We start from the raw sequence: 13,457 nt of genomic DNA, 5'->3' as shown, positions 1-13,457 counted from the left end.
AAGGTTGGGTTGCTACCAACTGTCACCATCGCGACATTCAAGGACCTTTTAGGGTATTCCCGATGCAGCTATCCGACTCCCTGCAACTCGCCGCCGCCTGGTTCCGCGTCCTCGACGCAGAGCAGCAAGCGCGCGTGGAGCGGGACCTTTCCGTGCAGCAAGTCGTTGCCGGATCGATCATAGAGCGCAAAGGCGAACTCGCCCAGGCATGGATCGGTGTGCTTGCGGGACTGGTGAAGGTGTCGGTGGGCAATTCGGAAGGCAAGGTCGCATCGCTGACGGGCGTGCCCGCCGGCGGCTGGATCGGCGAAGGTTCGCTCCTGAAGCGCGAGGTCCGCAAATACGACATCGTGGCGCTGCGCGACTCGGTGGTGGCGCGTCTGCCGGGCGCGACGTTCGACTGGTTGCTGGATACCAGTATTCCGTTCAACCGCTATCTGCTGCACCAATTGAACGAGCGCGTGGCGCAGTTCATCGGCAAGGCGGAGTACGACCGTCTGCTGGATCCCGACGCGCGCGTCGCCCGCTGTCTGGCCGAGCTCTTCAACCCTTTGCTGTATCCGGGCATGGGCATGCGCCTGACGATTACGCAGGAAGAAGTCGGCTATCTGGCCCGTGTCTCGCGCCAGCGCGCCAATCAGGCGCTGCGCAAGCTTGAGGAAGCGGGATTGCTGAATGTCGAATACGGCGCGGTGCGCGTGCTGGATCTGGACGGCCTGAAGCAATACGGCTCGGATCGGGGCACGTCGGAAACGGAGCAGGCAGCGTAAGCCAGGGCAAGCCAAGGCGCAAAAAAAAGTGTTGACGATAAATCGCGCGCTATTTAATATTGCGCCATGAAATCCAGAAACAAGACCAAAGGCGCTTTCAACCCGCTGCTGCTGGACAGCCAGTTGTGCTTCGCCTTGTACTCGACCTCGCTGGCGATGAACAAGGTGTACCGCAAGCTGTTGCGCGGGCTGGATCTGACCTATCCGCAATACCTGGTGATGCTGGTGCTGTGGGAAGGCGACGAAATCACGGTGACGGATATCGGTGATCGCCTGTTCCTGGATTCCGCCACGCTGACGCCGCTGCTCAAGCGCCTGGAAGCCGCCGGACTGGTGACGCGCAAGCGCGCCGTGAACGACGAACGCCAGGTAATCGTGAGCCTGACCAAGCAGGGCCGCGACCTGCGCGAAAAGGCCGAAGCGGTGCCGCATGCGGTCGGTGCGGCGGCGCAGTGTTCGCTGGACGAAGCGCAGGGCATGACGAAGACGCTTCACGCGCTGCGGGAAAAGCTGGTCGAAAGTCTTTAAGGTTGGGGGTGATGCCTGTCATCATCCGGTTTTATAAGTAGCGCACGATATTGTTGTTCGCTATTTAAAGTTTCAGGAAAGTCGCAAGTTCATCGTTGACCGCCAACCCGGGAAGGGTCCCGCAAGGCAAGCAGTACAAACTTCATTCAAAGGAAATACACCATGTCGATCGAAAAAGTCCTCTACCGCGCCAACGCCACCGCCACCGGAGGCCGCGAAGGCCGTGGCGTCAGCGACGACGGCAACCTGGACGTCAAGCTGACCACGCCGCGTGAACTGGGCGGCGCCGGCGCCGCGGGCACGAACCCGGAACAACTGTTCGCCGTCGGCTACTCGGCCTGCTTCCTGGGCGCCATGAAGTTCGTCGCCAACCGCGACAAGATCGCGATCCCGGCAGACGTGTCCGTGAACGGCACCGTCGGCATCGGCGCGATCCCCACCGGCTTCGGCATCGAAGTCGAACTGAAGATCTCGCTGCCGGGCCTGGACCGCGCCGAAGCCGAAAAGCTGGTCGCAGCTGCACACATCGTGTGCCCGTACTCGAACGCCACGCGCGGCAACATCGACGTGACGCTGACGATCGTTTGAGGTTGACGTTGCATTGAGGGTGATGTGACGTGAGCGTGGGCCTTGCAGGGGATGACCGAGTTGGTCGGTTGCCTGTGAGGCCCATCTTGTTTTGTGCGAGGGACTGTTTATTGGGTCGTTGGTGTTGTGGCAGGCGGTTCTTCGTGGGTTGTTGATCTTGCTGCTACGAGGTGCTTCGTAGGTCGCCCGACGCCGCGGTCACCGTGGGCACGATCGCCCACGATTGCGGTCCGGAGCCTTCGCTCCGGACTCCCCCCTCGTCATCTTCGTCCGCCTTCGGCTCCCTTCAGATTCCCTCGGGCGCATCGACGGCGCTCGCACCCACGGTGCCCACGACGCCGTGCTGCGAGGGTCTGTGGTATGTGGCGCTGTAAGACCTGTGGTCAGGGAAGGGGATTTGCGGGGCCGCCGAATTGCTGCCGCCCGGGCGGCGGCAATCGGCATCGGAGACGTGGGTCGTCGGTGCGGGGTGCGCTTGCGCGCGGGCGCAGATCAGTTTTCGAATGACGCTCGTCAGAGGGGGGAGAGCGGTGATGGGCGGCGCGGCGACGGTCAGCTACAACTTGCCGACCCGTACGCGCCGCCCATCGGGCACCGCGGTTCAAGTGACGATTAATGCCGTGGCTGCCTGAACCTGCCAAGAGCGTCTGCCGCTGCCGGTGTCTGACACCCTCGGGAGACGCCCTCGGTGGGGAGTGTCAGTATTTTTGTGTTTGAGGCGTTAGAAGCCTGATAGTTGTTTCTATCAGGCTTATGGATGCTATCTCAGCGATACGGGTCAGTGAAGCGTTCTGCATAAATCACGGCGAACTGGTTCATAGCGGCCTTCCAGTCGTGCGTGGCGCTGCCCCAGGCCCCGGTGATGTTGCGCAAGACCAGCCACAGTAGCTTGGTGGCCGCTTCGTCGCTCGGGAAGTGACCTCGCGTTTTCACCGCGCGGCGCAGTTGGGCATTAATGCTCTCGATCGCATTGGTGGTGTAAATCACCTTGCGGATCGCCGGTGGGAACGTAAAGAACGGGATCACACGGTCCCAGGCCCGGCGCCATGCGTCAGCGATCGGGGCGTAGCGCTGGCCCCAAGGGCCTTGCTCGAACTGCACGAGCGCGGCCAGCGCTGCCTCCACGGTCGCTGCCGTGTAGATCGGCCTTAGCGCCGCAGCCACCGTGCGGCGCTCCTTCCAACTGGCGTATTCCAGGCTGGAGCGGATCAGGTGCACGATGCAAGTCTGCAGCGTCGTGGCCGGGAACACCGCATTCAGCGCCTGCTCCATGCCCTTTAGACCGTCAGTGACAGCGATCAGGATGTCCTGCGTGCCACGGGTCTTGAGCTCGTTGAACACCTTCATCCAGAACTTGGCGCCCTCAGTCTGCTCGATCCACAGGCCCAGGATGTCGCGCGTGCCGTCTGGCAACACCGCCAGCGCCAAGTACACGGCCTTGTTGCGCACCACGCCGTCCTCGCGGATCTTGACCCGCAGCGCGTCGAAGAACACCACCGGATACATCGTCTCCAGAGGCCGCGTCTGCCAGGCCGTGACCTCCTCCATCACCGCGTCGGTCACCGAGCTGACGAACTCCGGCGAGACTTCCGTGCCGTACTGCTCGAGCAGAAACCCTTGGATCTCGCGCACCGTCATGCCGCGGGCGTACATGGCGATGATCTTGTCGTCGAACCCGGTAAAGCGGCGCTCGTGCTTGGGGATCAGGATCGGAGCGAAGCTGCCATCGCGGTCGCGTGGGATCTCCACCCGCAGCGGCCCGTCATCGGTCAGGACTGTCTTGGAACTCTTGCCGTTGCGTTGATTGGTGGCCTGCTCGGGGCGCTCGCCGCCCGCCGGATAGCCCAGGTGGTGGCCCAATTCTGCTCCCAGGGCCCGTTCGATCAGCGCCTTCTTGAACGCCATCGACAGGTCCTGCACCGCCTCGGCGGTCATAGGGCCTTTGACGAATTGATCAACCAACTCTGCTGGAATCGCCGGCAGTTCCCTCAGCGGCGTTTTTTTCTTGGTAGCCATACATGCTCCTTGAGCAACATGTTAGGCCCCAAACACAAAATTTATGACACTCCCCCTCGGTGTGAAGCGAATCTCCCCAGGGTGTCAGACACCTAGAGCAGAAGCAGCCACACGCGAAGCGTCATCGCCCCGACGCAAGACGGCGCGTAAGCCCCCGAAGGCCGCCCGCGCGGCCGCCGCGGGCGGGCCCCGCAAGATCTTTCTCTCTCCCCCCTCCGTGGGCAAGAACCTAAAGAACTCAACTCGCCCCGCAGACCGCAAAGCTGAATCTACAAGAGCCCGTCGCAGCGGGGGCCGAGGCGCGCGGGGCGTGTAGATGCGCCCGAGGGAAACCGAAGGGAGCCGAAGGCGTACGAGATTCTATGGTCTCGGTCAAGTAATTGACGGTCGCAATTTCTCTGGATCAAAGGGTTGGCCTGTTCGCCATACCCCGTATGCGATCCGCAAGAGTTTGCGGGCAATTATGACCAAGGCGGCAGTCGAGGCCAGCCCTCGAGCCCTGAGCATGGCGTAGTAATCCTTGAATTGTGCCGTGCGCGCCGCTGAGCTAGCCGCGTTGTAGAGCAATGTCCTCGCCGCCTTATCGCCCTGCTTGCTTAGTCGGCGGCGACCGACTTTTCTTCCGGATTCGTGCGGCCTCGGATCCAGGCCACAGAAGGCGACCGCCGCATCGCTGCTGGCAAAGTCGATCCGGCTGAACAAGCTCGTCAGGGCAACGCCGGTTATCGGTCCTATGCCGCATATGCCGGTGAGCAGACCGTATGTCTTGGCCCAGTCACTCTGGGCCTTAATCTTGGCAATCATTTCCCGTTCGAGCTGATCTGACCACGCCGTCAAACTTGCGAGAGCCTTCTTCTGATGGCTGCTTACGCAACCATGTCGCTGAGCCGACAATCGCAAGGATGTGCCCACTCGGACCACCGTCGATCTCAACGCCTGAAGTGCTCTGACTTCCTGCAATTCTGGAGATATCGGTTCGTAACGATGCAGTTTTTTGTGATGCTGCGCGATGTATTGCGCGATGACGGCGGCATCCAGTCGATCTGTCTTGCCGCGGTTCCCCAAAGAGATGGCGTAATGATGGACGTGGGTCGGATTAAGGACATAAACCTCAAATCCACGCTCATGCGCCGTACGAGCCAGGAGCTCTTGATAGCCTCCTGAGGCTTCCATGGCGATCACACTAGGGGCCGGCAGACGCTTTAACCAGCCCACGATGCTGGAGCGATTGTTAGGCAAGACGCCCGTCACGATCTCTCCGTCAGACGCGGCTACTTGAAGCTCAAACTTGCCGACATCGACCCCAATAAAAACGACTGAAGTTTGCATGACAGCTCTCCCTGCGATACGTTAAGTCCGCTGGGGTAGCCACGCCTCGGGCGTTACCTTGCGATCAATCGGCGGTCTCGGCCGCTAGATTCCTTATCGACGCGTGAGGCGGGGTGGGATGCTCTCGTCCTGGCAGTCCGGGTGCAACCGGCTGATGGTTGACAACGTCCCTTACCCCAGCGCCTTTCTTCTTCGAAAGACGCATCCACACCATACAAGGTTGACGAAGGGGCAGTCCGGAGCGAAGGCTCCGGACCGCAATCGTAGCCCCGCGCGCCTCGGCCCCCGCTGCGGCGGGCGTCTAAAGAACCACCCTCAACGCCAGCCTAAAAAAAACCCCCCAAAAAAACCTCAATGCGACCCACCCAAATAAGCCGCCACCACCGCCGGATCATGCTTCAGCTTCTCCGCACTCCCGTGCACAGAAATCCGCCCATTCTCCAGCACATACCCATAATCCGCGACATTCAACGCCGCCGCCGCGAACTGCTCCACCAGCAGCATCGTCACGCCTTCTTCCTTGAGCCGCGCAATGATCCGGAACACTTCCTCCACCAGGATCGGCGCCAGTCCCATCGACGGCTCGTCCAGCAGCACCAGTTCGGGATTCAGCATCACCGCACGCGCCATCGCCAGCATCTGCTGCTCGCCGCCCGATAACGTGCCTGCCAGCTGATCGCGCCGTTCCTTCAGCCGAGGGAACAGATCCATCGCCCGCCCCAGATCCGCCTGTACGTCACCCTTCGGCCGGCTGCCCGTCAGGCGAGGAAACGCGCCCAGCAGCAGGTTGTCCGTCACCGACAGCGTCGGAAACACCCGGCGGCCCTCTGGTGAATGCGCCAGTCCCAATCGGGCAATCCGATGCGACTCCAGCCCGTCGATGCGCTTGCTGCCCAGCGTGATCTCGCCCGCCGTCGGCCGGATCATCCCCGACAATGCCCGCATCGTCGTCGTCTTGCCGGCCCCATTCGAGCCGATCAGCGTGACCACCTTTGCCTTGGGCACCTCCATGCTGATGCCGTGCAGCACCTTCACCTTCCCGTAGCCTGCTTCCAGATTCTTGATCGATAGCATCTTGTTGTCCCCTTGGCGTCAGGCGGGCGCGCCGCCCAGATACGCCTCGATCACCTTGGCGTTGCTTTGCACTTCATTCGGCAGCCCTTCGGCGATCTTCTGGCCGAAGTCCAGCACCGACACGGTGTCGCACACGCCCATCACCACATCCATGTGGTGTTCGATGAGGATCAGCGTGATGCCGTGGTCGCGCACCTTGCGGATGATGGCCAGCAGCTCCACGATGTCGGGCGCTGTCAGGCCGGCCGCCGGTTCGTCCAGCAGCAGCAGTTGCGGATCCAGCGCCAGCGCGCGTGCGATCTCAAGCAGGCGTTGCTTGCCGTACGGCAGGTTGCGCGCTTCTTCGTTGGCCAGCGATTCCAGCCCCACGAACTCCAGCAGCGCCATGGCCCGCGCCCGCGCGCCCTGTTCCTCGGTCTTCCATTTTGGCGTGCGCAGCGCGATGCCCGCCAGGCCCGTCGTGAAGGTGTGGTGCAGGCCCACCAGCACGTTCTCCAGCGCGGTCATCTCGCCAAAGAGCTGCACGTTCTGGAATGTGCGGGCGATGCCGGCTTCGGCGATGTGGGCCGGGGGCAGGCCGACAAGCGACTTGCCCGAGAATTCCACCGCGCCGGCCGTGGGCACGTAGATGCCGGTCAGCACGTTCATCATCGTGCTCTTGCCGGAGCCGTTCGGTCCGATCAGCCCGTGGATCGTGCCGCGTTTGACGGTCAGGTCCACTTCGTTCAGCGCCTTCAGACCACCAAACTGCATCAGCACGCTCTTGGCCGCCAGCAGCGTCTCGCCCTTGCCCGCCACCGCGTCGGGCACGGCGTCCTGTTCTTTCACCAGGTCCTTCTTCACCGTCAGCGCGGCGCGGCGCGAGGAGAAGAACAGGTTGCGCACGAAGCCCACGATGCCGTCGGGCAGGTAATACACGACGAACAGGATCATGGCGCCGAAGATGGTCAGGCGCCAGTCTGTCACGGCCTCCAGCCAGTACGAGAAGACTGCCAGCACGATCGTCCCGATCACCGGCACCGCCACCTTGCGCGGTTCGGTGCGGCCTTTCGAGATGGCCACGGCGCTGCCTACCGTCACCAGGATCGCCACCGCCAGCGCGATCAGGCGGAACGTGCCGATGTCGTCCAGCATCTTGGGCAGCAGCACGATGATCGACGCGCCCAGCAGCGCGCCCGTGCGGCTCTTGCGTCCGCCCATGATGATGGCCAGCAGGAACAGGATCGTGAGCTCGAAGTTGTACGTGTTCGGCGAGATGTACTGTTCCGAATACGAATACAGCGCGCCCGCCAGGCCGGCAAAACCCGCACTGATGACGAACGCGATCACCTTGTGGCGGTACACCGACACACCCATGCAGTCCGAGGCGATCGGACTGTCACGCAGGGCTTCGAACGAGCGGCCCAGGTGCGACTTCAGGATCCGGTGCACCACGATCAGCGAGATCACCAGCAGCGCGGCGACCAGCCAGAAATACTCGGCCTTGGTCAGTACGTGCCCCGCGATGGACGGCTTGGAGATCTTGATGCCCAGCGGGCCTTCGGTCAGGAAGGTCATCTCGTTGATCAGGATCTGGATGATCGTGCCGAATGCCAGCGTCACCATCGCCAGATAGGGGCCCGTGACGCGCAGCGCCGGCAGGGCCAGCACCGCACCGAAAGCGGCGGCGATGAGGATGGCGGCAGGCAAGGTCAACCAGATCGGAATCTGCAGGTGAAAGACCAGCACGCCGGCCACATACGAGCCGATGCCGAACAGGCCCGCGTGGCCCAGCGACACCTGGCCGGTGTACCCCACCACGATATCGAGCCCGAACAGCAGGATCGAATAGATCATGATGGTTTCAATCAGGTGCAGGTAGTACGTGTTGGTCACGCCCAGCGGCACGGCGGCCAGGCAGGCCACGGCCACGATGGATAGGAGAAGGTGCAGGGGTTTCATCGCTTACACCTTCTTGATCGCGGTCTTGCCGAACAGGCCGGCGGGCTTGAAGGTCAGCACGAGCAACAGCAATACCAATCCCGGCACGTCTTTGTATCCCGTTGATAGATAGAAACCGGTGGTCGTCTCGGCGATCCCCAGGATCAGCCCGCCCACCACGACGCCCATCCCGCTGGACAGGCCGCCAATGATCGCGACGGCAAACGCCTTCAGGCCAAGCACCGCGCCCATCGTGGCGCCGGTCAGCGTCAGCGGCGCGACCAGCACGCCGGCGAACGCGGCGGTCAGCGACGACAGCGCATACGAGAACGTGATGACCATGCCCGTGTTGATGCCCATCAGGCCGGCCGCGTCGCGGTCGTTGGACGTGGCGACGAAGGCCTTGCCGTAGATCGACTTGCGGTTGAAGATTTCCACCAGGATCATCATGCCCAGCGCGCCAAACACCACCAGCAACTCCATCGGCAGCACGTTTGCGCCCAGCACCTGGATGGGCGCCTCGGGCAGCGGCGAGGGAAAGCGCAGGTCGTCACGGCCCCAGATGTTCTCGGCCACGTTCTTGAAGATGATGCCCAGCGCAATGGTGGCCATGATCCAGCCGAATTCGGATCGCGTCTTGATGGCGGGCCGCACGCCCACGCGCTCGACCAGCGCGCCCTGCGCGAAGCCGAAGATGCAGACGATGGGAATCATGACCCAGTAGTTCACGCCCAGTCCGACAAGCGTCAGACCGACGAGCGCACCCAGCATCAGGGCTTCGCCCTGGCCGAAGTTCAAGGTGCCGGACGTGGCGAAGGTGAGCTGGTAGCCAAAGGCAATGACCGCGTAGATCATGCCTAGCGCGATACCGCTATAGATGAGCTGTAGAAGAATCATGGTGTGTGTCTTGAGGCGCTGTGTTCCGTCCCAACCCCCTTGGGCAGAACGCTGTTTTCAGGCGGCTGCATGCCCCGCGCCCTGAGTTTGGGGCGCGGGCGGCGGCGGCCGGGCAGCCGCCGCCTTCCTGCTTGTCGGGATTAGTTGGCCTTGACGACCCGGCCGCCCTTGACCTCGCCGATGACCACTTCCTTGGCGGTGATCGCGTCGTGGTTGTCGTGCGAGAAGGGCTTGTTGTAGGTCATCACCACGCCCTCGACCGGGGTCTGCAGGTTTTCCAGCGCTTCGCGCACCTTGGGACCGTCGGTGGAGTTTGCCTGCTTGATGGCGGCTGCCAGCAGGAAGATCGAGTCATAGCCCTGCGCGGCCGACACGGGCGAGTCGATGCGGTTGTTCTTGGGCTTGAACTTGGCCAGGTAGGCGTCGATGAACGCCTTGCGCTTGGGCGTGTCCGGGTCCTGGATGAAGGTCTGCGGCATGCGCGCGCCTTCGCCGTTGGCGCCGGAGTTGTCGATGTAGTTGGCCATCGACAGCGTCCAGCTGCCGATGATCGGCACCTTCCAGCCCAGCTTGGTCATGCCGTTGGCGATCTGCGCCAGCTCGGGGCCGATGCCGTAGGTCAGCACGGCTTCGGCGCCCGCGGCCTTGGCCTTGAGCAGCTGGGCCGTCATGTCGACGTCCTTGATGTTGAACTTTTCCACGGCCACGGGCTTGATGCCCTTGGCGTCCAGCGCTTTCTCCAGGTCCTCGCGGCCAAGCTGGCCGTAGTTGGTGGAGTCGGCCAGGATCGCCACTTTCTTGAAGCCGCGGCGCGTGATCGCTTCTTCGACGATCATCGGGGCCTGGATGCTGTCGTGCGCCGCGTTGCGGAACACGTAGTTGTCGGGGTATTCCGGCGCCTTGAACTGATGCGTGATCACGCTGCCGGTGGCCACGTTGTTGAACACCGGGATCTTGGCGTCCTGGTAGAAGCGCTGGGAGGCCAGCGCCACGCCCGTGTTGATGTAGCCGACGGTGGCGGTCACCTGTTCCTTGTTGATCAGCTCCTGCGCGATCTGCACGCCGCGCTCGTTCTTGGCTTCGTCATCGCGTTCGACGGCGACGAGCTGGCGGCCCAGCACGCCGCCATTCTTGTTGATCTCTTCGATGGCCAGGCGCACGCCGTCGCGCATGCTGACGCCCATGGAGGACGAGCCGCCGGTGTAGGGGCCGGCCACGCCGATCTTGATGGGGTCGGCGGCGTAGGACGCGGCCGATACGGCAAATGCAAGAGTTCCTGCAAGCAGCTTCAAACGAAAATCCATGGATGTCTCCGTTGTAATTGGGTGAACTGCGTGGAAAGCCGTGTGCCGGCGCCAGTCGGCGTGGGTTGTTTTGTTGGCGCGCTCCTTTATTGCGTGTCGTGACTGTCTGCTTAATCGCTTACGCGAATCTGACCCGGCGGTGCTTTTCCGCGTAAATACCTAGTGCCGCTGCAAGGTTCCTTTCAGACTGCTGAACGTCTTTAGCCTGATGGCGGGCCAGCAGCCGCATCGGTGCGCCGGGCGCGCGCAGACGTGCTGGCCGCATCCTAGCGATCAGGGTGCGGCGTCGTGCGGAAATTCATTCCGCAATCAAGTGGAAATTTATTCCTGACCGGCCTCGGGCCCGCATGGCCATTGGGCTGCGCGCTGGCAGACCTCTGTCAGCCATAGGGAAAACGCCTGGACTGCGCCGCCAGGTGCGCGTGTGGTTTCGGTGCACAGGTAGTACTGCGACTCGCCGGGGATTTCCACGTCCAGCAGGCGGACCAGCTTGCCTTCGTCCAGCCACTCGGCGGCCAGCGACCGGCGCGTCAGCGCCACGCCCTGGCCCGCGCGTGCGGCGGCGAGCATCATGCCCAGGTCCACCAGCCACACGCCGCGCGACGGCTCGGGCCAGTCCAGGCCGGCGGCCGCCAGCCAGGGACGCCACGGTTCCATCGGACAACGCAGCAGGTCCGCGCGCGCCAGGTCCGCTGGCCGCAGGAACGGGCCACGCGCTGCCTGGTAGCCAGGCGAGCACACGGCGAACACGGGATCGTGCGTGAGGGGGTGGGCGTTCAGGCCGGGATACTTGCCGCTGCCAAAGCGGATCCAGACGTCGGCGTTGGGCGGCATGATGTCCAAGTAGGGAATGGACAGCATGATTTCCAGTTCGACGTCGGGATGCGCGGCGGTGAAGCCGGGCAAGGCGGGGATCAGCACCTGCCGGGCGAACGTGGGCGTGGACACCACGCGCAGCGTTTCCAGCTTGGGTTCGTTGCGCTTGTGCAGCGAGGCGTCCGACAGCAGGTCGAGCGCCGTGCGCACCTGTTCCAGATACTCGCGTCCGGCCGCGCTCAAGGTTGCGCCGCGGCTGCTGCGGATGAACAGGGTGACGTCCAGCAGCGTCTCAAGCGAGGCAATACGCTTGCCGATGGCGCTGGCGGTGACAAAGAGCTCTTCGCTGGCGCGCTCGAAAGAACCCAGCCGGGCCGCGGCTTCGAACGCCTGGATGGCGGCAAGCGGCGGCAGGCGCACGTCTTTGGAAGGGGAAGGTCCGCGCATGGAGCGGTGGCGGGCCGGCCCTGCGCCCGACGGAAAGTGGTGAGGCGACGATTATAAAAGTGGTGGCCTGCGAGCCTCAGACGCCCTTGACCGCCAGGCTGACCGCCAACCCGGCCATGACTGCGGCGATGACGCCGTCCAGGACCCGCCAGGCCGTCGCGCTGGCAAAGAACGGGGCGAAGAGGCGCGACCCGATGCCCAGCACGGCGAGCCACAGCAGGCTGGCCGTGAAGGCGCCGGCCGCGAAGGCCATGCGGGCGTCTTCGAAGCCATGCGCCAGCGAGCCCACCACCACCATGTCCAGCCAGAAATGCGGATTGAGCAGCGAAAAGCCCAGCGCGCCCAGCATGGCGGCGCGGCGCGACGGCACCACGTCGCGGGCGGCGGCCAGGCCGCCCGTGGCCGTCCAGGCGCGGCGCGCGGACTGCGCCGCGTACCAGGTCAGGAAGGCCACGCCGAACCACAGCACGGCGGTGGTCAGCCAGGGGAACCACGCGGTCAGCGCCTGCAGGCCGGACACGCTCGCGAAGATGAACACCAGGTCGATCAGCGCGCAGATGGCGACGACGCTGAGCAGGTGGGCGCGCATGAGGCCCTGGCGCAGGATGAACGCGCTTTGCGCACCCACGACAGCGAACAGGCCGAGGCCCGTGGCCGTGCCGCTGGCCCAGGCGGTGAGGAAGGCGGGGGATGACAACGTCGCAAACATGGAAGGGATACCTGTGAAACCGGTGACTGCAACGCCTGTGGCGGCGTTTCGATGGGTGGCCGGGCGCGTGGAGCGGGCGGCATGGTGTGATTTTCCCTTGCCATGTGTATGAAATACAGCTAATTTTCCTTCACTATATTAAGCATAGCTAATGTCATGAGAATCGATCACGGCAACCTGCGCGCACTGGCCGCGGTGGTGCGCGAAGGCAGTTTCGAGCGCGCGGCGCTGTCGCTCAGCGTCACGCCGTCGGCGGTGTCGCAACGGATCAAGGCCCTGGAAGACCGCATGGGCCGGCTGCTGGTCCAGCGCACCGTGCCCGCCGCCGCCACGGCCGATGGCCAGGTGCTGGTCCAATTGGCCGAGCAGACCGCCTTGCTCGAGCACGACGCGCTGAACCGGCTGGGCGTGGCCGATGACGACATCCCCCACGCCAGCATCCCGATCGCCGTCAATCACGACAGCCTGGAAACCTGGTTCGTCGACGCCGCCCTGCAGTTCGCCGCGCGCACCCGCGCCACGCTCGACATGCTGTCCGAAGACCAGGACCACACGGCTGCCCTGCTGCGCAACGGTTCCGTGCTGGGCGCCGTGACCACGCTGGCCGATCCCGTGCAGGGTTGCCGCATCCATGCGCTGGGCAGCATGCGCTACGTGGCTACCTGCACGCCCGACTTCCACAAGCGCTACTTCGCGTCGGGGGTCAATGCGCAGACGCTGGCCCAGGCGCCCGTGCTGGTGTTCAACCGCAAGGACGCCCTGCAGGCGCGCTTTGCGCACAAGATCGCCGATCCCGCGCCGTGGGAGCCGCCGGTCTGGTGGGTGCCGTCCACGCGCGCATTCGTGCAGGCGACGCTGGGCGGGTTGGGTTGGACCATGAACCCGCTGCCGCTGGTGCAGGAACACCTTGATGCCGGTCAACTCGTCCTGCTGCGCGGCCGGGCGTGGGAGGACGTGCCGCTCTACTGGCAGCATTGGCGGGTAAACTCCGAGGCCATGGAAGCCTTGACCGACGCGGTGCTGTCAGCCGCCCGCAGCCTGGTCAGGCGCCGTTAACGT

Annotated in this window: 12 protein-coding genes; 4 read left to right on the top strand and 8 right to left on the bottom strand. The window is 63.8% G+C overall.

The genetic code is table 11. The features are described from left to right. The first annotated feature begins 62 nt into the window (after nt 1-62). The 3 genes from QEP15_RS24560 to QEP15_RS24550 all read left to right on the top strand — a co-directional run bounded on the left by QEP15_RS24560 (nt 63) and on the right by QEP15_RS24550 (nt 1,886). Nucleotides 63-770, top strand: a complete 708-nt coding sequence (locus QEP15_RS24560) for a Crp/Fnr family transcriptional regulator (protein WP_056327378.1) — start codon at nt 63-65, stop codon at nt 768-770. A gap of 66 nt (nt 771-836) precedes the next feature. Then, nucleotides 837-1,298 carry a MarR family winged helix-turn-helix transcriptional regulator gene (locus QEP15_RS24555; protein WP_056327380.1) on the top strand — a complete coding sequence of 154 codons (462 nt, stop codon included), beginning with the start codon at nt 837-839 and terminating at the stop codon, nt 1,296-1,298. A 162-nt stretch (nt 1,299-1,460) separates the two neighbouring features. Beyond that, nucleotides 1,461-1,886: an organic hydroperoxide resistance protein gene (locus tag QEP15_RS24550; RefSeq protein WP_056327382.1), complete on the top strand. Its 426-nt coding sequence runs from the start codon at nt 1,461-1,463 to the stop codon at nt 1,884-1,886. A 765-nt stretch (nt 1,887-2,651) separates the two neighbouring features. On the opposite strand, the gene QEP15_RS24545 is transcribed toward QEP15_RS24550, so the two are convergent. The 8 genes from QEP15_RS24545 to QEP15_RS24510 form a co-directional block, all read right to left on the bottom strand. Next, on the bottom strand, nt 2,652-3,902 hold the full coding sequence (locus tag QEP15_RS24545; protein ID WP_280148210.1) for an IS256 family transposase: 1,251 nt from the start codon (nt 3,900-3,902) through the stop codon (nt 2,652-2,654). A gap of 372 nt (nt 3,903-4,274) precedes the next feature. Beyond that, entirely contained in the window at nt 4,275-5,231 is a 957-nt protein-coding gene (locus QEP15_RS24540; protein ID WP_280148205.1) for an IS110 family RNA-guided transposase, read from the bottom strand. Nucleotides 5,232-5,582: 351 nt separating this feature from the next. Continuing rightward, complete coding sequence (locus QEP15_RS24535; RefSeq protein ID WP_108005811.1) at nt 5,583-6,305, bottom strand: ABC transporter ATP-binding protein; 723 nt, start codon at nt 6,303-6,305, stop codon at nt 5,583-5,585. 18 nt (nt 6,306-6,323) lie between these two features. Continuing rightward, entirely contained in the window at nt 6,324-8,246 is a 1,923-nt protein-coding gene (locus tag QEP15_RS24530; protein ID WP_280148209.1) for a branched-chain amino acid ABC transporter ATP-binding protein/permease, read from the bottom strand. Between the two features lie 3 nt (nt 8,247-8,249). Next, nucleotides 8,250-9,122: a branched-chain amino acid ABC transporter permease gene (locus QEP15_RS24525; protein WP_006216335.1), complete on the bottom strand. Its 873-nt coding sequence runs from the start codon at nt 9,120-9,122 to the stop codon at nt 8,250-8,252. 140 nt (nt 9,123-9,262) lie between these two features. Continuing rightward, the gene (locus tag QEP15_RS24520) at nt 9,263-10,426 is read right to left on the bottom strand and encodes an ABC transporter substrate-binding protein (RefSeq protein ID WP_056319508.1); all 1,164 of its coding nucleotides are present in this window, start codon (nt 10,424-10,426) and stop codon (nt 9,263-9,265) included. A 321-nt stretch (nt 10,427-10,747) separates the two neighbouring features. Beyond that, nucleotides 10,748-11,689 carry a LysR substrate-binding domain-containing protein gene (locus QEP15_RS24515; protein ID WP_175156953.1) on the bottom strand — a complete coding sequence of 314 codons (942 nt, stop codon included), beginning with the start codon at nt 11,687-11,689 and terminating at the stop codon, nt 10,748-10,750. Between the two features lie 76 nt (nt 11,690-11,765). After that, complete coding sequence (locus tag QEP15_RS24510) at nt 11,766-12,398, bottom strand: LysE/ArgO family amino acid transporter (protein WP_056319516.1); 633 nt, start codon at nt 12,396-12,398, stop codon at nt 11,766-11,768. Between the two features lie 156 nt (nt 12,399-12,554). Here QEP15_RS24510 and QEP15_RS24505 point away from each other — a divergent pair, with 156 nt between their 5' ends. Beyond that, complete coding sequence (locus QEP15_RS24505; protein WP_056319519.1) at nt 12,555-13,454, top strand: LysR family transcriptional regulator ArgP; 900 nt, start codon at nt 12,555-12,557, stop codon at nt 13,452-13,454. Nucleotides 13,455-13,457 lie beyond the last annotated feature (3 nt).

This window comes from Achromobacter mucicolens (assembly GCF_029866465.1).
Lineage (GTDB): Bacteria > Pseudomonadota > Gammaproteobacteria > Burkholderiales > Burkholderiaceae_B > Achromobacter > Achromobacter mucicolens.
This window is presented reverse-complemented; position numbering and strand designations above follow the sequence as displayed.

Excerpts from the sequence above, each read along its gene's own strand:
- QEP15_RS24560 (WP_056327378.1), top strand. The coding sequence starts at position 63 with ATGCAGCTATCCGACTCCCTGCAACTCGCCGCCGCCTGGTTCCGCGTC.
- QEP15_RS24555 (WP_056327380.1), top strand. The coding sequence starts at position 837 with ATGAAATCCAGAAACAAGACCAAAGGCGCTTTCAACCCGCTGCTGCTG.
- QEP15_RS24550 (WP_056327382.1), top strand. The coding sequence starts at position 1,461 with ATGTCGATCGAAAAAGTCCTCTACCGCGCCAACGCCACCGCCACCGGA.
- QEP15_RS24545 (WP_280148210.1), bottom strand. The coding sequence starts at position 3,902 with ATGGCTACCAAGAAAAAAACGCCGCTGAGGGAACTGCCGGCGATTCCA.
- QEP15_RS24540 (WP_280148205.1), bottom strand. The coding sequence starts at position 5,231 with ATGCAAACTTCAGTCGTTTTTATTGGGGTCGATGTCGGCAAGTTTGAG.
- QEP15_RS24535 (WP_108005811.1), bottom strand. The coding sequence starts at position 6,305 with ATGCTATCGATCAAGAATCTGGAAGCAGGCTACGGGAAGGTGAAGGTG.
- QEP15_RS24530 (WP_280148209.1), bottom strand. The coding sequence starts at position 8,246 with ATGAAACCCCTGCACCTTCTCCTATCCATCGTGGCCGTGGCCTGCCTG.
- QEP15_RS24525 (WP_006216335.1), bottom strand. The coding sequence starts at position 9,122 with ATGATTCTTCTACAGCTCATCTATAGCGGTATCGCGCTAGGCATGATC.
- QEP15_RS24520 (WP_056319508.1), bottom strand. The coding sequence starts at position 10,426 with ATGGATTTTCGTTTGAAGCTGCTTGCAGGAACTCTTGCATTTGCCGTA.
- QEP15_RS24515 (WP_175156953.1), bottom strand. The coding sequence starts at position 11,689 with ATGCGCGGACCTTCCCCTTCCAAAGACGTGCGCCTGCCGCCGCTTGCC.
- QEP15_RS24510 (WP_056319516.1), bottom strand. The coding sequence starts at position 12,398 with ATGTTTGCGACGTTGTCATCCCCCGCCTTCCTCACCGCCTGGGCCAGC.
- QEP15_RS24505 (WP_056319519.1), top strand. The coding sequence starts at position 12,555 with ATGAGAATCGATCACGGCAACCTGCGCGCACTGGCCGCGGTGGTGCGC.